This window comes from Shewanella nanhaiensis (genome assembly GCF_019457885.1).
GTDB classification, from domain to species: Bacteria; Pseudomonadota; Gammaproteobacteria; order Enterobacterales; family Shewanellaceae; genus Shewanella; species Shewanella nanhaiensis.
In genome coordinates this window covers 56,373-74,870 of record NZ_JAHZST010000017.1, presented here as the reverse complement: position 1 = coordinate 74,870, position 18,498 = coordinate 56,373, and the positions used below count along the sequence as shown (strand labels likewise).

The window sequence follows — 18,498 nt, the reverse complement described above, 5'->3', positions numbered from 1 at the left end:
GTGCTACACTCGATTTTTCACACTTCGGATCATGCCGCAACACCAAGCCAGAAACAGTAATAAACAGAGCCACTCAAGCGCCGCAGGCCACCATATTACAGGCCTAGGCAGCTCCATCACCATCTCTTGGTAGAAAGGACGATCACTGCCGAAAATGCCGAGGTCGATGTATGAAGATAGCAAGAAAACAGTAAAACTTATCAAGGTTAATAGTCCGGTAACTATATTCCACCTAGAGTAAAACATCCCTCCCTGACGCAATAGGTACACGAAATAGAGAGTGATGCTACAGGTCGCTAAATAGAAAAAATACTGAAGTGCCGCCGTGTGCAGGTGATAGACATTAACCGGAAATAACCCAACAGCCGCCAAACAGAAGAAAGTTGCAGCAAGAGAGAAACAGAGAGGATAAAGCAATTTATTATCAATTAATTGAATTGAAAATAGCGAGAATAGAATCAAGCTCAAACTACCAAAAAATAGCCCCCCATTGATAACAACGGCCATTGTAGAGTGTCCATAATGACCCAGCTCACTAAGGGTATGATTCAAAAAGTTGAATCCGCTCCCATCATAATCCTGATAGCCTGCAACAGATAGAGCCGTACCGATAAAAAGTCCGATTATCCCGAGCACACCAAATTTAAAAGCGAGGCTCGACAGTTTTTTACTCTTATCTACCATATTCCCTAAGTTCGCTATTCACCTAGTCCATACAATATATGGAAGCAGGTTTTTTTAACGAGGTCTAGCGCCAATTATCAACAATTCAATTTTCAAAAAATCAGAATTTGATAAATAAGCCATTTAACCGACAAACAAGGCGCAAACCAAAGCAGTAGCAACCACTAACCTAAAGACTCAAATCAGTGTTAATAATCGCAGGTGACATACAAAAAAGCATGATCATCCAAAAGATATCACGTCCGAGTAAAAAACACCCAAAATAAATTAAAGCGACAACAAAACAAGCACATAAGTGATACAATTCACAAAACCGACAATTGATCTGACTTAGATTTAGCTGTTTGAACGGGAAAACTGATGAAGCCAACAAATGCCCCCCAATCCGGGAGAGAGATCAAACTTAATCCAGATGATGAGCTCATATCGATCACCGATAAACGCGGGGTGATCACCTACGCTAATCAAAAATTTATCGATATATCCGGCTACAGTGAATCCGAACTTATCGGTCAAAGCCACAATATAGTCAGAGACCCAGATATGCCCAGTGCTGCATTTAAAGAGCTCTGGGAGAAACTCAAAGCGGGGCAATCTTGGCGTGGTGTTGTCAAAAATCGCTGTAAAGACGGTAGTTACTATTGGGTTGATGCTTTTGTTTCACCTCTTTATGAAGCTGGCCAGATAGTAGGTTATCAGTCTGTTCGGGTTGCCGCGTCATCTCAACTTACCACTCAAGCAGCTAAGATCTACAAACGGCTAAACAGTGGTAAAGCGGTTAAAGATCCTATATCACTCACTCAAAAACGAGTTCTTTCTGCTATTTGTGCCACCACAGGGTTAGTCATCGCCGGCATGTTTTGGGGCTGGGGTGTGATACTCGCTGGTGCCCTGCTGATGGGACTCAATTTAGCCATTTTTTACGATGAAGCTTTTATTGTCCCTAAAAAGCTGATGCGGATGAAACAGGATTATGATTCCGTTAGCCGCTTTGTCTATTGTGGCCGCGACACCTCATCAGTTCTTGATTTTCAAATCATGCTCCAAGGCGCCAAGATCCAAGGAATATTAGGCCGCTCACAGGACAACGCAGATCAAATAGATCAGATAGCCGATCAACTTGTGGTTGCCGCCAATCAAACTCACGCAGGGCTCAACCAAGAGAGCCAGCAAGTGGAGCAGATGGCCAGTGCCATGGAGGAGATGAGTTCGACCATAGGGGAAGTGGCTAACAATACCCAATCGACCTCCAACAGCATAGATGAAACCTATCGCCTCTGTTTAGATAGCCGTGACTCAATGCAAAGTAATACCAAAAGTATTGTGGACTTAACTCAAGCGGTCAGCGATGCTGCGGCCAATGCCAATCAACTGAACAAAGAAGCTGAGCAGGTGGCAGCGGCGATGAGTGAGATTGATGCCATTGCTGAGCAAACCAACCTTTTAGCGCTCAATGCTGCGATAGAAGCCGCCAGAGCTGGAGAGCAGGGACGAGGCTTCTCTGTCGTTGCCGATGAAGTCAGGGTACTCTCAAGCCGAACTCAAGAATCGACCAATCGGATCTCTAAAAGTGTCGACAAGATGTTCTCTATGCTTTCAAGCTGGGCAGGCCAGATGGATCAAAGCCGAGTACAGGCTGAGCTGTGCGCAACACAGACTCAAGATGCCGCATTAAAAGTCGATAATATCTACCAAGCCATCGGCACTATTCACTCCCTTGCACAGCAAAATGCCGTTGCAGCGGATCAACAAAAACAAGTTATTCATGAAATCAATAGTGGAATAAGTTCAATCAGCCTAGCCAGTGCCGAGAATCTACAAGCTGTTCACAGTGTTGAAGCCTCGGTACTTGAACTCAAAGAGAATGCAAACAAAGCAAAGGGGATGCGAGACACTTTCGGCTAATTGAGACCAATCAGTATCAGCCCGGATAATATAGATGGCATAGATAAAACTATGCCATCTCCCGCCAAAACAATCACACACAACACACATAACCAACACCTTGTTTTAACAAGTATTTTACCAAAAACCTCATAGCTAAATATCCCTCTCCTGCGCTACAATATAATTAATCAAAAAGATGCAATAACTATTCTACGGTATGCAGAATCACCGGAGTAATAGATAAGGTTTTACATACTGGAATGAAGGGGGTAATCTTGCCCTCCTTAGCATGAATGGATATTCAGTGATAATTTCACTTCGAATAAGATGATAACTTATTGGAATTGTACTGAACCGATAATTTAGAGTAAAAAAAAGTGGCAGAAAAACAAAACCATAACATTAAAACCATACTGACATTTATTATTCCGTCATTGATAGGCCTATTACTATTTATGACCCCAATCAGTTATCAAGATGCAATTACGATCCCAATTGCGATTGTATCTAAGGGGTTACAGGCACTTCTGGGAACTTGGTTAACCGCTATCGTGACGGGCGTAGTCTGCTTTACAGCAATCGCAACAGTGGTCACTAAGCTGCTCAAACCAGCATTTATCACCCAAAATGCCTTTCTCAACTCGCTGCTCAACGTCACACCTATGTGGCTTATCATTAGGGTTTTAGGTGCGGTATTTATTCTACTGACTTTTGCGCAGATAGGTCCGGAGGCTATCCGCTCTGGCGATACAGGTGCATTGGTACTCAATGATCTGCTTCCAGTGCTGTTTTGTGTATTTATTTTCGCAGGCATGCTGCTTCCACTTCTACTCAACTTTGGCCTACTCGAGCTATTTGGTACCTTACTCACTAAAATTATGCGCCCTGTTTTCAATCTACCAGGACGTAGCGCCATCGATTGTATGGCGTCTTGGTTAGGTGATGGTAGTGTCGGTATCTTGATGACCAGTAAACAGTATGAAGCTCGCTTCTATACCCAAAGAGAAGCCGCTGTTATTGGCACAACCTTCTCTGCTGTCTCTATAACCTTCTCTCTAGTCGTGATCTCTCAGGTGAAGTTAGAGCATATGTTTGTCCCCTTCTACCTTACCGTCTGTTTTGCCGGTTTGATGGCGGCGATTATTGTGCCTAAACTACCGCCGCTGTCTTGGAAGAAAGACACCTATATTGATGACACACCAAGACACCCAGATGATGAGGTGATCCCAGCAGGCAAAGGGGTTTTATCATGGGGTGTGGAACAGGCGTTAAATAAGGCTTCAAAAGCTGGTGGCCTAAAGCACACACTCACAGATGGCATGAAAAACGTCATTGATATGGTATTTGGCGTGATCCCTGTCGTTATGGCAATCGGTACTGTGGCGCTGATCGTTGCTGAACATACCCCTATTTTTGACTACCTTGGTATGCCATTTATTCCGCTTCTAGAGCTACTTCAGGTGCCAGAAGCAACAGCCGCTTCTAAGACTATCGTAGTTGGTTTTGCCGATATGTTCCTGCCCTCTATCTTGGCAAGTTCAATTGAGTCAGATATGACTCGATTTATCATCGCGGCCATGTCTGTTACTCAACTTATCTACATGAGCGAAGTCGGCGCACTTTTGATAGGCAGTAAAATTCCAGTCAATATACTGGAGCTGTTTGTTGTCTTTATTCTTAGGACCTTAGTAACCTTACCTATCATTGCGGGTGTGGCTCATCTGATCTTCTAAAGGTCACCACAACTTCAAACTAACAAAGAGTGGCGCTGCCACTCTTTTTTTATTCCTATAATTACTCCTCGCACTTTTGCTATTTGCTTCTAAACTTAAAGACTTAACAACTACCAATAAGAAGCAAACTAACGCTACCGGATGAGAATTTTCATTTTAAGTGTGATTTGGTTAATTGGCTGCCCTCTTTTTGCCATGGAAAACCAGCCTATTTTCGACGCCTATAAAGCGGAACAAGGGCTGTCGATGAACACTGTCAACGACATAGTGACAGACGATCAGGGATTTCTTTGGATAGCCACTCAAACAGGGCTTAATCGTTATGACGGAAAACATTTCAAACTCTATCAGGTAGGCAATAATAAAGGGCCCACAGAGAAGCATATCCAAAAGCTTTTCTTTGGTAGAAAGAAACAGTTATGGCTACTCACTAAAAGTGATGGCCTCAATCTATATCAAGCAAACACTGATACCTTTATCCCCTTTAACGAGTCAAATAGCCCACTCTCTAATACAGGTGTCATAGATCTGTACCAAGATAGCCGCGGCATCTTATGGCTAGCCACCCATGATAATGGCTTAATTCAGTACTCCCACACAGAAAATAGGATCCTTAATCATTTCATCTCCTCCCCAAACGATAAAGGACTTATCAGCAATCGATTAAACTTAATCTTCGGTGATCAGTTTGATCGTATCTGGTTAGTCTCAGATAAGGGGCTCTCTTTAATCGAACCTGATAATGAAATTGTCAACTTCCCGCAAATAAACAGTGTATTGGGTGACAGTATAAACAGCTTAGAGATAGGGAAAAGCAATACACTTTGGATTGGAACCAAAGAGAGAGGTTTGTACCTATTTGATATTCAAACAGGAGCGCTTAAACAGATAACTGCAGCGTCACAACTCGAAAGCGACACAGTCACTCACCTTAAAAAAGACAAATTTGGCAAACTTTGGATCGCCGTTCACGGTAAAGGGTTGGCCAGATATTCCCCCCAATCAAATAAACTACTCTATTTTGACAGTGCAGCAGAGGATAAACATAGCCTCAATAGCGTACATGTGACCTCATTTGCCATAGACAGCGAACATCAACTTTGGGTGGGCACCCGTGGCGGAGGGCTGAATAAAACCTATCTAGAGGCTGAAAGTTTTGGTCATATCAGTACTGGGAACTTTAAAGAGCAACCGCTTGAAAATAGCAATATCAGAAGTATATTCAGGGATCATCAACAGCAGCTTTGGGTTGGTACCGCAGCTGGCCTCTACCAAGCCCATGAAGACATAAACAGAGAGATCACTGGCTTCTCTCTCTTTGAGATAGCAGGAGTCCAAATAACCGATCTGTTCATCAGTTTTATCAGGGAAGATGAACAAAAAAGGTTCTGGGTAGGCACTAGAGGCAAAGGCCTGTTTATCTTCTCTCCCGACAAGCAAAGTTACACTCGCTATCAATATCAGGTTGGTAATCACAGTGGGTTGCCCAGTAACTACCTCTATAGTTTATATTTCGATAATGAAAATCGAGCTTGGATCTCAACCAAGGACTCAGGGGTCGCACGCTATATAAATGAAGAACAAGGATTTATTCAATATAAACACAACAGAAATGATCCGAACTCATTATCAAGTAATGAGATAACCAATCTCGTTCAAGATAATGAAGGAAACTTTTGGTTTACCTCCTATGACAAAGGGCTAAGTAGATTAGACAAGCAAGGGCAATTTACCCACTTCAACACCCAAACAAAGTCATCAATCCCAAATAAACACCTAATGTCTATTCATCAAGGAGGTGGCGACAATTTATGGATAAGTACCAATGACGGGATCTTCTCATTTAATACTAAAAGTTATGAAACTAAACTATTCAGTACTGATAATGGATTAATTGGAAATGTTGCCTACCTGACATTGATGGATAACAAAAAAAACCTTTGGGTAGGGACTGCATCAGGCCTAAGTATGCTTAATACTCATAATTTGAGCATAAGAAATTTCACCTATATAGATGGTTTACAAGATAATGAGTTTAATTTTGGTGCCGGTTTTATCGACACCGATAACCGCATCTATCTAGGTGGCATAAATGGGTTTAACCATTTTTTCACCTCTCAACTCCCAAAATTATCCCCTCCAAGACAACCTTTGCTCGAAACCTTAACTATCTTAAACGGATCTCAATCCAGTAGCTCAGAGACTAAAAAAGTAAATATTACTCAAGAAGATAAGATAAAACTCTCCTACCAGCATGATATTTTCACACTCTCATTCCTCACTCCTGCTCTTCATAGAGCGAAACGGTTAGTGTATGAATATAAGATGCTAGGATTGCATAACAACTGGTTAGTCGCTAATGCCGATCAAACAGCTCAATTCACTGGATTATCATCGGGTAATTACGCCTTCCTCCTCAGAGCAAGAGATATAGATGGTAAATACAGCCCTATTCGTCGCCTCGATATTCAAGTGTTAGCGGCTCCTTGGCTATCTTGGTGGGCACTCACACTCTATGTCATGGCTTTTATCACGCTATTTTCGCTATTTTATTATTCGAAGCTCAAAAAATACAATGAACAAAATCTACTGCTAAAAGAGATAGAGCAAAGTGAGCAGAGGCTACAACTCTCACTGTGGGGAAGTGGCGATGAATTCTGGGATTGGAATATTGCAGATAAGCAGATAGTGCGTACCAATGTATTTCTACAATACCCTGAAAAAGAGACCCATCTACACGATACAATGCAGCAGTGTGTCCACCCTGATGATCTACCTAATATCATGACAGAGATCGATGCTTGCATGAAAAAAGGCAAAGATAAATTTGAGTTAACTTATCGCTCAAAACTCACTGATGACAGTTGGCTATGGGTCTTAAACAGAGGGCAAGTTATTCTTAGGGATCACCTTGCTCGCCCCTCCAGACTCGCAGGCACAATCAAAAATATTCAATCTCAGAAAGAGATAGAAACAGCCCTCAGAACTCTAAATCAAGATTTAGAACAGAGAGTATTTAGCCGTACCAGTGAACTGCAAAAAAGTAATGATGAACTCAAAGCAACATTAGAGGAGCTAAAGTTCACTCAGGGTGAACTTATCGATAAAGAGAAGATGGCCACATTAGGTTGCTTGGTTGCCAGTATTACCCATGAGATAAATACACCGATTGGGATCAGTGTTACCGCAGCATCTCACCTACACAATAGTGTGGAGATATTTAACCAGCACTATACCGAAGGCGAGATCTCCCAAGAGGAGTTTGAAGATTATCAAGTAGAAGTGTCAGACTGCTCAAAACTCATCTTAACCAACTTAGAGCGAGCCTCTAAACTTATTCAAAGTTTTAAAAAGGTCTCTGTTGACCAGTCACATGAAGATATCAGAGAGTTTGACCTTAAGAGCTATTTAGATGAGATCTTCCTCTCCCTTAATCCTATGCTCTCAAGAACAGTTCATCAATACAGTTATCAATGTAAAGACAGCATAGTAATAAAAAGTAATCCTGGTGCTTTCTATCAAATTATTAGCAATTTAATTAACAATTCTATCGTACATGCTTTTCCAGATGATCGCTCAGGTGAACTCAATTTAACCGTTACATGTTCAGATTCTGGCATCGAAATTATTTACCAAGACAATGGTTGTGGTATGCCTGAGCATGTACAGGAAAAGATATTTTCCCCTTTCTTCACGACAAAACGAGGTAAAGGAGGTAGCGGCTTAGGCATGAATATCGTCTATAACTTAGTCACTCAGGTACTTGAAGGAGAGATTGAGTTAACATCAACAATCGATAGCGGCAGTCTGTTCAAAATCTCTTTACCGTCATCACTCTTGGTAAATTCCGCATAAATAACTTATCAATCTCACTCCAGAACTGTTATAAATATGTAAGAGTGAGTTTTAACTCATTGATTTATAGATAACAGGAGTGCCATTATGGATATACAAGTATCTGAAATAATGACAAGCAGAGTTGTCACCATAGAGATGGATGATAGATTATCTGTTGCTAAAGAGATCTTTGATAATGCCCCTTTCCATCACCTGCTCGTTGTCGAACATAATCAGCTGCAAGGGGTACTCTCTGAGCGAGATTTTTTACGAGCATTAAGCCCAAACATCGGCAATATAAATGAGACAGAGCGTGATAGTGATACTCTACTCAAGCGTGCTCATCAGGTAATGGCGCGTAACCCCATCACAATTGAAGCCAAAGAGAACATCAATTGTGCAAGTAAGTTACTACTTGAACATGGAATAGGTTCACTTCCTGTTTTAGAGCAGGGGGAGCTGGTTGGGATCATCACATGGAAAGATCTGTTGCGAGCCTACTCAGACTAATACCAATTAGTATAAGAAAGTAGTCAGCTCAGAGCTGTTTTAGGCAAACTAGTTCGAGGCGGATAACTGAAGTAATGGTGCTTCCTTGGGAAGTTATTCAACGAAGAAGTAGGCAGCCTAAAACGCTCCTAAAAGGCGAGTCTTAGCGCTTCTGAATACTACGTCATCGAGCTTGAGCGTAGAGCAACTATGCCCTTCACTCGCTTCCTTGTCTCAAAAGCGCTAATTTCTCGCTGAGTGACTACATCTTTATACTAAACGGTATAACGCAAAGCTCCATTGATGAGGCAAACATAAAGTTTACCTCATCACACAATTTATCCTTTTACCAAGTCAAAGTAAGCAAGGTTAAATTGCCCAGCCTCCCATGTAGAAGACCACTAGACCTAAGGTTATCGCAACCACACCAGGCTTTAACTGACGCCACTCACCACTGCAAATACGACCAATCACTAATGTCACAAAGCCAAGCATGATCCCCGTGACAATATTACAGCTTAAAATGATAAACACAGCGCAGGTAAGACCCGCCATGGCATCAACCTTGTCATTAAAATCAAGCTTAGTTACGTTACTTAACATCAAAAGGCCAACGTACATCAAAGCGGGTGCGGTAGCATAAGCGGGTACCAAGTAGCTAAGTGGTGCCAGAAACATCATCAGCAAAAACAGCACACCGACAATCGTTGCCGTTAATCCAGTCTTACCACCAGCAGCCGTTCCTGCTGCCGATTCAATATAAACAGCCGCAGGAGCACCACCAACGGCGCCAGCAACTATGCTGCTCACAGAGTCAGAGGTCAACGCTTTGCCGCCACCAACAATGTTATCTTTCTCATCAAGCAGTTCGGCCTGACCTGCAACTGCACGAATTGTCCCCGTTGCATCGAAAATAGCCGTCATCACCAGTGCTAATACAATTGGCAGTACCACAGGATTTAACGCCCCCATGATATCAAGCTGACCAATTAAAGACTGCTCAGACATTAAGTTCGGCCAAGCAAAGAAGCCTTGGTATTGCACTGCAGGATCGAAAATGAGTCCAAACAGAGAAAGCACAATAATCACCAGTAAGATCCCGCCTGGCACCCTGCGCTTCTCAAGGCCGATAGTTGCGGCTAATCCAAGTATTGCAGCCAAAACTGGTAGACTATTAATATCGCCTAGTTTAACTGGCAGACCTGCATCATTAGCCACGATAAGCTGTACGCTATTTGTTGCAATTAAAAGTAAAAACAGACCGATACCTATGCCGGTACCATGAGCAATACCTTTAGGTAAATTAGTTAGCACCCACTGACGTATTCCAGTGATACTCACAAAGGTGAATACCACCCCCATCAAGAAGATGGCGCCTAGAGTGACAGGAATAGAGATCCCCTGCCCCAATACCATGCTAAATGCTGTGAACGCAGTGAGAGAGATGGCGCAGCCAATCGCCATAGGCAAGTTTGCCCATAACCCCATCAATAGTGAGCCAAAAGCGGCAATTAAACAGGTAGCGATGAAAACCGCCCCGGTATCAAATCCTGCTGCACCTAGCATATTCGGGACAACAATGACCGAGTAAACCATGGCAAGAAAGGTAGTTAAGCCGGCAATGAACTCACGTTTAAGTGTGCTTCCTCTGTGTGAGATCGTAAAAAAACGATCTAAAAAAGAGAATAAACCTGATGATTGAGTTGCAGATACTTCTGGTGTAGGGCTAGTCTGTTGGGACTGCATAATGATTATACCTTTTTGATCTCTTAGAGTTTGGAAGGCTATGGCAGGTGAGAGCCCCGATACATCGGGTGAGAGATCCACTTAATACTAGTGAGTATTTAACGTGACCTGCATGCTTTATACCCGAGCATCTTGAGGTAGCTTGGGTATATATAGTGACACTAAGCCACCATTTGTGCCTTATCAACGCCCTAATCCAAAAGAAAAAAGTGCAATGACAACACAGCCTTTGTTGGCGGCGGATTCTACAGCAATATTTTCCTGGCACAAAGCACAAGCCATGCAAATTGTGATTTACTTGAAAAGCAGATTGACCTGCTCATTGGCATAAAATGGCTCGTACTAGCTAAGAGAACTGATGGAAAAATCCTCTATGCCATAGAAGAGGAAGGTAAAAAACCAACTAAAAAGAAGTTAAACAGCTGAATAATAAAGTAGAGCTTCATTCGTTCATATTTTTTCATATTTTCATAAATATCATTCATTCAACGTATTATACCTATTCACAAACATGCTTTATATTAGTGTAATCGAAGATAAGATCACATTAAGAGAGTCGGTTATGGCAGATCACCTACCAACAGAGACACCCGCTGAAGTGAAATCTAAAGAATTGAAAGCCTTAGGTTTCATTATTGTTCTACTTTTCCCAATCCTTACCATCTCAGGTATTGGTGCTTATGGCTTAATCATCTGGATCATCCAGGCCTTTGCTGGTGTTGCCAGCCACTAAGTAAGCACTAAGCTGCTGAACAACAACAAATTTAAGATTTAAAGGATACTGTTATGAAGTGGATCATCAACATTTGGCGCACACTTACCAAGCCTGCCAAATTTCTTACCTTAGGTTCGGTCAGTATATCTGCCTTCCTAATGGGTATTATCTTCTGGGGTGGATTTAACACGGCCTTAGAGGCGACAAACACCGAAGAGTTCTGTATTAGCTGCCACAGTATGGAAAGCATGCCATACAAAGAGCTACAGGAAACGGTACATTGGTCTAATCACTCAGGTGTTCGTGCAACCTGCCCTGATTGCCACGTTCCCCACAACTGGAGCCGTAAAATTGCGCGTAAGATGGAAGCATCTCACGATGTATGGGGCTGGATGTTACAAACAGTCAATACACCAGAAAAGTTTGAAGAGAAGCGTTTAGAGATGGCGAGTCGCGAGTGGAAACGCTTCGATCGCGACAACTCTTTAGCTTGTAAAAACTGTCATAACTACGACTCAATGAAATGGGAGAGCATGTCTAAACTGGCTCAAAAGCAGATGAAACGCGCTGCAGAGCTAGATCAAAGCTGTATCGATTGCCACAAAGGGATCGCACATAAGCTACCTGATATGGGGACATCACGTGCACCTGAACTTATCGCTCAAGTGGGTTCTGGTGAGAGTGCTCCTCAGGTCGAGCAGACATACTTCTCAGCATTGACTAAACCGCTTTACTTCAACGAAAAAACTGACGTTGAAGCGGGTACGCTAAATATCGCCACTAAAGTGAAGGTGTTAGAGACTAAAGGCAACCGCGTTAAGATTGGTATCGATGGCTGGCGTAAGAAGATTGGTGCAGGTCGTGTGATCTACTTCGATTTCGGTCTTAACATCCTATCGGCTCAACTAAGTAAAGATGCCGCCCTTGAAGAGGGTGTAATGGAAGTGTTCGAAGAGAAAGAAGATCCATTAACTGGTCTTAAGTGGCAACGAGTTGAAGCGAAAATTTGGACCGATAAAGATTACTTGGTTACCGATCTACAGCCACTTTGGGATTATGCTCGTGAAACATACAGCACAAGCTGTAGTGTATGTCACACCCAACCTGCTGAAGCACATTTTGATGCCAACACTTGGCCAGGTATGTTCCAAGGCATGATCGCCTTCGTTAACATGGATCAGGATACTCAAGCCCTGGTACAGAAATACCTACAAGAGCATTCGTCTACTTTCGATAAGTCTGCGCACTAGCATTAATAGGATAAGAAAATGAAAAGAAGAGACTTTCTAAAAGGCTTAGTATCAACATCTTATGTTGTCCTAAGCGGCGCGTCTGTACTGGCTCCACTCAATGCTCTCGCCGCTGCTGGTGCTAAGAAAGATGATGGCTGGCTGACCACAGGTTCACATTTCGGCGCATTCAAAATGAAGCGCAAAAATGGGGTTATCGATCAGGTTATCCCGTTTGACAGTGATAAGTACCCTAGCGACATGATCAATGGCGTTAAAGGCTTAGTCTATAACCCATCTCGTGTTCGTTACCCTATGGTACGATTAGACTTTTTGTTAAATGGTCATAAGAGTAATACCAGCCAACGTGGTGACTTCCGTTTCGTTCGTGTGACTTGGGATAAGGCGCTGCACCTACTAAAAGATTCATTGGATGAGGTACAAACCAAGTACGGTCCATCGGGTCTTCACGCAGGCCAAACAGGCTGGCGTGCAACGGGTCAGTTACACTCCTGTACTAGCCATATGCAACGCGCTATCGGCATGCATGGTAACTTCGTTAAGAAGATTGGCGATTACTCTACCGGTGCAGGTCAAACAATTCTGCCTTACATTTTAGGCTCGACAGAGGTTTATGCCCAGGGCACCTCTTGGTCCTTGATCCTTGAAGAGTCTGACACCATTATTTTATGGTCGAACGATCCTTATAAGAACCTTCAAGTGGGCTGGAATGCGGAGACTCATGAGTCTTACGCTTATCTTGCTCAACTTAAAGAGAAGGTTAAGCAGGGCAAGATCCGCGTGATCAGTATCGACCCTGTGGTCACTAAGACTCAGAAATACCTTGGTTGTGAGCAGCTTTACGTTAACCCACAAACAGATGTGGCGTTAATGTTAGGTATTGCCCACGAGATGGTAACTAAGAATCTGCATGACACTAAATTTATCGAAGGTTACAGCTTAGGTTTCGATCAATTCCTGCCTTACCTAATGGGTGAGAGCGACGGTGTTGCTAAAACTCCTGAGTGGGCATCAGAGATCACGAGCGTTAGCCCTGAGATCATTCGTGACTTAGCAAAAGTGATGACCAAAGGTCGCACTCAGATGCTAATGGGCTGGTGTATTCAGCGCCAACAGCACGGTGAGCAACCATACTGGATGGCGGCGGTTCTGGCCACTATGATCGGCCAAATTGGTCTGCCAGGCGGCGGGATCAGCTATGGTCATCACTACTCAAGTATTGGTGTACCTTCATCTGGCGCGGCTGCACCAGGGGCTTTCCCACGTAACTTAGATGAAGATCAAAAGCCTATCTTTGATAGCAATGACTTCAAAGGCGCAAGCAGCACAATCCCTGTTGCCCGTTGGATTGATTCAATTTTAGAGCCAGGCAAAACTATCGACGCTAATGGCTCGAAAGTAACTTTCCCTGATATCAAGATGATGGTTTTCTCGGGTAATAACCCATGGAACCACCATCAAGATAGAAACAGAATGAAGCAAGCGTTCCACAAGCTTGAATGTGTTGTCAGTATCGATGTTAACTGGACCGCAACCTGTCGCTTCTCAGATATCGTATTGCCAGCATGTACCACGTTTGAGCGTAACGATATCGACATCTATGGAAGTTACGCTAACCGCGGCCTGCTAGCGATGCAGAAGATGGTCGAGCCACTCTATGAAAGTCTCTCCGATTTTGAGATCTTCACTCGATTTGCAGCCGTTCTAGGTAAAGAGAAAGAGTATACCCGTGGCATGTCAGAGAAAGATTGGCTTGTTAAGCTCTATAACGACTGTAAAGCGGCCAACGCTGGTAAGTTCGAGATGCCTGATTTTGAAGGTTTCTGGAAAGAGGGTTACGTCTATTTCGGTGAAGGTAAGCCTTGGACTCGCCACGCTGACTTTAGAGAAGATCCAGAGATCAATCCGCTGGGTACACCTTCAGGTCTGATTGAGATCTTCAGCCGTAAGATAGCCCAGTATGGCTATGATGACTGCCCAGGCCACCCAACTTGGATGGAGAAAGCGGAGCGTAGTCACGGCGGACCAGGTTCAAACAAGTTCCCGGTATGGATGCAGTCTTGCCATCCGGACAAACGTCTTCACTCACAGATGTGTGAATCTGCTGAGTTCCGTGAAACCTATGCGGTAAAAGGACGTGAGCCTGTGTATATGAGCCCTGCTGATGCAAAACAGCGTGGTATTAAGAGCGGTGATATCGTTCGTGTCTTCAATGACCGTGGTCAACTACTTGCCGGCGCTGTTGTGTCAAACAACTACCCTCAAGGTGTTATCCGCATTCAAGAGGGTGCTTGGTATGGTCCAGTTGGTGCAGATGGCAGCAAAGAGGGCGGCGCTAAAGTCGGTGCACTTTGTAGTTATGGCGATCCGAATACCTTAACCATGGATATCGGAACATCTAAGCTGGCTCAAGCCTGCTCCGCCTACACATGTTTGGTTGATTTTGAGAAGTATAAAGGAAAAGTTCCTGAAGTTAGCTCATTCAGCGGCCCAATTGAAACTCAAATTTAATCACCAAAACATCAGGAATAAGTAACACGTATGAATGGAAGTAATATGAGTGCAAGTGAAATGAATGCTAGTGAGATGAATAGTGTGGCAGTAGTTAATCAGGCGAGAGCTATGGTCTATCGACTGCTCTCATCTTTGTTCGCTAAGGAGGTTGATCATCAACTTCTGCATGAATTAACCGGTGAGCAGGCACAGGCCTTTTTGGCACAACTTGCCAGTGAACCAGCATTCAAACAAGATATCGATACATTAATATCTGTCCTGAATACGTTAAAAACTGATAAGGCACTACTGGAACTGGCGGCGGATTACTGCGGCCTGTTCCTAGTTGGAACAAAACACAGTGCCTCACCTTATGCCAGCTTGTATCTTAATGAAACTGGTAGTGAAACACCTCTGTTTGGCGAGCAACATCAGCAGATGGTGCAGTTTCTCAAGCAGAGTCAGCTGCAGGTTCAAACCAGCTTTCCAGAACCTGCCGATCACATCGCGGTGATCTTAGCCTATGCCGAGCATATCTGCCTAAACAGCGGCGATGCAGAGCAACTCAAGTTTATTGAGTCCTACCTCAATACTTGGTTAGGTAACTTTGCCGCGAAAGTGACCCAATGCGACACAGGAACATTTTACAGTGCCCTGGCGCGTCTGACTCAAAGCTGGGTCACTTCAGATCTCGAAGGTCTGAGCCAAACGACTCACTAAGTTTAGCGACAAGCTGACACAAAAAAGCGCTGAAAATTCAGCGCTTTTTTATATCTAAAAGTGATTAACGGCATAAGTCTATAAATACAGTATGCTAGCCATCCCCAAGAAAGTGAAGAAGCCAACCACGTCGGTCACTGTAGTCAAGATCACCGAACCAGATAGAGCCGCATCTTGATTGCATTTTTGCAAAATAATCGGTACTAAAACTCCCGCTATTGCCGCCACCAGCATATTAACCAAAATGGCGCACGCCATCACCATGCCTATAGTGTTATCACCAAACCACCAAGCGGCAACGGCGCCAATAATACCCGCCCATAAAATCCCATTAACGCTGCCTATCCCTAACTCATTTTTCAGCAGTGAAAAGCGGTTACCCGGTGAAACTTGTCCCATCGCCATTCCGCGGATCATCAAGGTTAACGATTGACTCCCTGCAATCCCCCCCATCGACGCCACAATAGGCATTAAGATGGCAAGCGCAACCACTTGGGTTAGCACATCTTCAAACAAGCCTATGGTCGCAGACGCCAGAAAAGCGGTCAGTAAGTTGATCCCTAACCAGATAGCCCGGCGCTGAGCCCCTTTAACAATAGGCGCAAACAGATCATCCGACTCATCCATACCCGCCGTTGCCATCAACTGAGCTTCATAGTGCTCTCTGACTAAGATAGTTGCTGTTCTCAATGTCACTCGCCCAATCAAGACACCTTCATCATCAACAATGGGCATCTCAACTTCACGACTGTGTTCCATCGACTCAGCCGCCTCTATCAGAGAGGTATCAGCAGAGAGCGCACGGTTATCTTCAGACAGTAGTGACGCCAACGGCTCACTTGGATCATGTTTAAAGATATCAAAGCGTCTGACATCACCTTGATACTTATCATTTTCATCAACAAGAAAAATCTTATCGTTACAGTCTAAGTTGATCCGCCGAAAGAAGTTCTGTGCCTGGCCAATAGAAGATTTAAGATCCAACACCAGCATCTGGTGATCGGCATATCGGCCAATCTCATTGTCAGAGTATTGATCATAGAGTTCGAAGTGCTTTCGCTGGCGTAACCCCATCTTCGCCAACGCTCTCTCTGTTAAGCTCTCGGGAAGGTGATCACTCCAATCAATCAAATCTTCAGGACTTAACTGAGCAAATAGGAGATCGCTCTCCTCTAACGACATCTGCTCTAAGATCCCTAGCCTAGGTTCGGCACGCATTAAACTCAGAACGGTCACCCGCTCATTATCATCGACCTGCTGCCACCTGTCGTAGCGCTCATCTAAAGGTAATGATTCTAATAAAAGTGCAACCGTTCCTGATTCAGCTCCCTCAAGGATCTCATCAAACACCTCTGACTGCGCCTGACCTTCCGCCTCAGTCAATAGCTGAACGACATCTGCGATATCTAACTGAGTAGCGTCATTTTCATTATTTAATTCAACCACGAAATTTCCACCTCAATAGCTCACTCATTTTAGGGCTTTGATACAATTATCAAGGTTATTTAACGTCTTGCTTTCTTACTTCCAGTCGCTCTACGTCTAGCACGCTGCTTCTGGGCCGACTTACTATTTTTTCTTGTCACGCTGACACTTTTAGTTAGATCCGGTTCAAACCCTTCAAGCCACTGCTGCGGCAGACGCGTATCTAACACAGCTTCAACCTCTTCAAGCAACAGGGCATCATCTTCACAATATAGTGTGATAGCCAGACCTGAGTTCCCCGCTCGACCAGTACGCCCAATACGGTGGACATAATCCTCGGCAACAAAAGGAAGCTCATAGTTCACCACCACCTCTAATGACTCAACATCTAAACCTCTGGCTGCAACATCGGTAGCCACCAACACTTGCAGCTCTCCACTTTTAAACTCGTGCAGCACTTTTTCACGCACACTTTGGGAAAGATCGCCATGAAACGCCAGCGCCTTCACGCCTTCATTCACAAGTTTTGCGGCCAGCTTATCGGCGCCCTGTTTTTTTCGGCTAAAGATCAACACTTGCTGCCACTTTTTAGAGAGCATCAGATGACACAGCAGCTCACTCTTTCTATCAGCATCAACGGCATAAACACGTTGTTCAACTTTTCCCGCAGCCGCATTTCGCTTACCCACTTCAATCAATTTAGGTGCTTTAAGTAACCGCTTACTTAAGTTAAATACCCCATCATCGAAGGTGGCCGAAAAGAGCAAGGTTTGTCTCTCTTTAGGCAGCTGCTTAAGTATGGCATCTATCTCATCTTTAAAGCCCATATCCAACATACGGTCCGCTTCATCGAAAACCAGAAATGCTAACTGAGTTAAGGTGAGTGACCCCCGCCTTAAATGATCGAGCAGACGCCCCGGTGTTGCGATCAGAATATCAACCCCCGCCTTTAAGGTATCAGCCTGCGCATCGATGCTCACACCGCCGTACACAATTGCACTCTTAAGTGCTAAACCATTACCGTAGCGAACAAAACTTTGATGAACTTGAAGTGCTAACTCTCGGGTCGGCGTTAAAATAAGCGCACGAACTGGGGCTACTTCATGTGAAGTTTGGCTAGATTTAAATTGGCTCAATAGTTCAAGAATAGGCAAGGCAAACGCTGCTGTTTTTCCAGTACCTGTTTGTGCCCCCGCCATGACATCCCCCCCCGCTAAAATAGCGGGAATGGCTTCAGCCTGTACCTGTGTTGGTTCACTATAGTTAAGCTTAGATAAGACATTAAGTAACTCGGCACTTAACGCCATTGAAGAGAAAGACATAACCATACCTAAATGCCGATGAAATTGGCGCGCAGTGTAGCAGAATTATCTGCTGTTTACTCTCTGGATATTTAGCTTTGACAACAAATATAGTGGCAATAATGCCCTATTATTCAATCAATCATAAACCAGTGTAAAGACTAATATACGCAGCACAAAAAAGTTCAGCTGACCCTAAATGGCCGCTCCACTTTACG

Annotated in this window: 12 protein-coding genes; 8 read left to right on the top strand and 4 right to left on the bottom strand. The window is 43.9% G+C overall.

What is annotated here, in order from left to right:
- Positions 1–3: 3 nt before the first annotated feature.
- Positions 4–684 carry a DUF998 domain-containing protein gene (locus tag K0625_RS19430; protein WP_220111187.1) on the bottom strand — a complete coding sequence of 227 codons (681 nt, stop codon included), beginning with the start codon at positions 682–684 and terminating at the stop codon, positions 4–6.
- 360 nt (positions 685–1,044) lie between these two features.
- Here K0625_RS19430 and K0625_RS19425 point away from each other — a divergent pair, with 360 nt between their 5' ends.
- From K0625_RS19425 to K0625_RS19410, 4 genes are all read left to right on the top strand, one after another.
- A complete protein-coding gene (locus K0625_RS19425) occupies positions 1,045–2,589 on the top strand; it encodes a methyl-accepting chemotaxis protein (RefSeq protein WP_220111186.1) in 1,545 nt (514 codons plus the stop codon).
- Positions 2,590–2,948: 359 nt separating this feature from the next.
- Positions 2,949–4,304: a YjiH family protein gene (locus tag K0625_RS19420; RefSeq protein WP_220111185.1), complete on the top strand. Its 1,356-nt coding sequence runs from the start codon at positions 2,949–2,951 to the stop codon at positions 4,302–4,304.
- 141 nt (positions 4,305–4,445) lie between these two features.
- A complete protein-coding gene (locus tag K0625_RS19415) occupies positions 4,446–8,159 on the top strand; it encodes a two-component regulator propeller domain-containing protein (protein ID WP_220111184.1) in 3,714 nt (1,237 codons plus the stop codon).
- An 87-nt stretch (positions 8,160–8,246) separates the two neighbouring features.
- Complete coding sequence (locus tag K0625_RS19410) at positions 8,247–8,651, top strand: CBS domain-containing protein (protein ID WP_220111183.1); 405 nt, start codon at positions 8,247–8,249, stop codon at positions 8,649–8,651.
- A gap of 348 nt (positions 8,652–8,999) precedes the next feature.
- Here K0625_RS19410 and K0625_RS19405 read toward each other — a convergent pair whose 3' ends face one another.
- Positions 9,000–10,376, bottom strand: a complete 1,377-nt coding sequence (locus K0625_RS19405; protein WP_232847185.1) for an NCS2 family permease — start codon at positions 10,374–10,376, stop codon at positions 9,000–9,002.
- Positions 10,377–10,938: 562 nt separating this feature from the next.
- Between K0625_RS19405 and torE the strand changes: the two genes are divergently transcribed.
- From torE to torD, 4 genes are read left to right on the top strand one after another with little or no spacing between them, the layout of a single operon-like run.
- On the top strand, positions 10,939–11,109 hold the full coding sequence (gene torE / locus K0625_RS19400) for a trimethylamine N-oxide reductase system protein TorE (protein ID WP_041417776.1): 171 nt from the start codon (positions 10,939–10,941) through the stop codon (positions 11,107–11,109).
- A gap of 53 nt (positions 11,110–11,162) precedes the next feature.
- Positions 11,163–12,341, top strand: coding sequence for a pentaheme c-type cytochrome TorC (torC, locus tag K0625_RS19395; RefSeq protein ID WP_012326122.1), 1,179 nt, complete (start codon positions 11,163–11,165; stop codon positions 12,339–12,341).
- Positions 12,342–12,359: 18 nt separating this feature from the next.
- On the top strand, positions 12,360–14,852 hold the full coding sequence (gene torA / locus K0625_RS19390) for a trimethylamine-N-oxide reductase TorA (protein WP_220111182.1): 2,493 nt from the start codon (positions 12,360–12,362) through the stop codon (positions 14,850–14,852).
- Between the two features lie 45 nt (positions 14,853–14,897).
- Positions 14,898–15,554 (top strand): molecular chaperone TorD, encoded by a 657-nt coding sequence (torD, locus tag K0625_RS19385; RefSeq protein WP_232847184.1) that lies wholly within the window; start codon positions 14,898–14,900, stop codon positions 15,552–15,554.
- Positions 15,555–15,632: 78 nt separating this feature from the next.
- On the opposite strand, the gene K0625_RS19380 is transcribed toward torD, so the two are convergent.
- Positions 15,633–17,000, bottom strand: a complete 1,368-nt coding sequence (locus tag K0625_RS19380) for a magnesium transporter (RefSeq protein WP_220111181.1) — start codon at positions 16,998–17,000, stop codon at positions 15,633–15,635.
- 59 nt (positions 17,001–17,059) lie between these two features.
- On the bottom strand, positions 17,060–18,301 hold the full coding sequence (locus K0625_RS19375; RefSeq protein ID WP_220111180.1) for a DEAD/DEAH box helicase: 1,242 nt from the start codon (positions 18,299–18,301) through the stop codon (positions 17,060–17,062).
- Between the last annotated feature and the right edge of the window lie 197 nt (positions 18,302–18,498).

Coding starts and splice junctions, on each gene's coding strand:
- torD (WP_232847184.1), top strand. CDS start 14,898: ATGAGTGCAAGTGAAATGAATGCTAGTGAGATGAATAGTGTGGCAGTA.
- torC (WP_012326122.1), top strand. CDS start 11,163: ATGAAGTGGATCATCAACATTTGGCGCACACTTACCAAGCCTGCCAAA.
- K0625_RS19430 (WP_220111187.1), bottom strand. CDS start 684: ATGGTAGATAAGAGTAAAAAACTGTCGAGCCTCGCTTTTAAATTTGGT.
- K0625_RS19375 (WP_220111180.1), bottom strand. CDS start 18,301: ATGTCTTTCTCTTCAATGGCGTTAAGTGCCGAGTTACTTAATGTCTTA.
- torE (WP_041417776.1), top strand. CDS start 10,939: ATGGCAGATCACCTACCAACAGAGACACCCGCTGAAGTGAAATCTAAA.
- K0625_RS19405 (WP_232847185.1), bottom strand. CDS start 10,376: ATGCAGTCCCAACAGACTAGCCCTACACCAGAAGTATCTGCAACTCAA.
- torA (WP_220111182.1), top strand. CDS start 12,360: ATGAAAAGAAGAGACTTTCTAAAAGGCTTAGTATCAACATCTTATGTT.
- K0625_RS19410 (WP_220111183.1), top strand. CDS start 8,247: ATGGATATACAAGTATCTGAAATAATGACAAGCAGAGTTGTCACCATA.
- K0625_RS19425 (WP_220111186.1), top strand. CDS start 1,045: ATGAAGCCAACAAATGCCCCCCAATCCGGGAGAGAGATCAAACTTAAT.
- K0625_RS19415 (WP_220111184.1), top strand. CDS start 4,446: ATGAGAATTTTCATTTTAAGTGTGATTTGGTTAATTGGCTGCCCTCTT.